The 241-nt window shown below is 63.5% G+C and carries 1 protein-coding gene; it reads left to right on the forward strand.

Going from position 1 to position 241, the window contains the following annotated elements:
• Window positions 1–41 precede the first annotated feature (41 nt).
• A partial coding sequence (locus FVA95_RS30325; RefSeq protein ID WP_149667008.1) for a hypothetical protein occupies window positions 42–241 on the forward strand: 200 nt, incomplete at its 3' end.

Raw genomic sequence — 241 nt, forward strand, 5'->3', positions numbered from 1 at the left:
ACAGCGAAGTGCACGTGCAAACCCTGCCCACCGACAGCACCGTGGTGCTGCTGCTGGGCCGCAACAAGCCGCTTTCCAGCAAGTCCGTCTTCACCTTTCAGCAGTACGACCACGCCCTGCACCTGCGGCAGGAAACCCCGCTGGAAGTGCCCGACGAGTTCGATTTCACCCGCATGTGTGCGGAGGGCAACACCGTGTACGCCCTTTTTTCCTCGCACAGCAACCCCGGCCGGCTGTGGGC

This window comes from Pseudonocardia sp. EV170527-09, assembly GCF_008369905.1.
Classification (GTDB): domain Bacteria; phylum Actinomycetota; class Actinomycetes; order Mycobacteriales; family Pseudonocardiaceae; genus Pseudonocardia.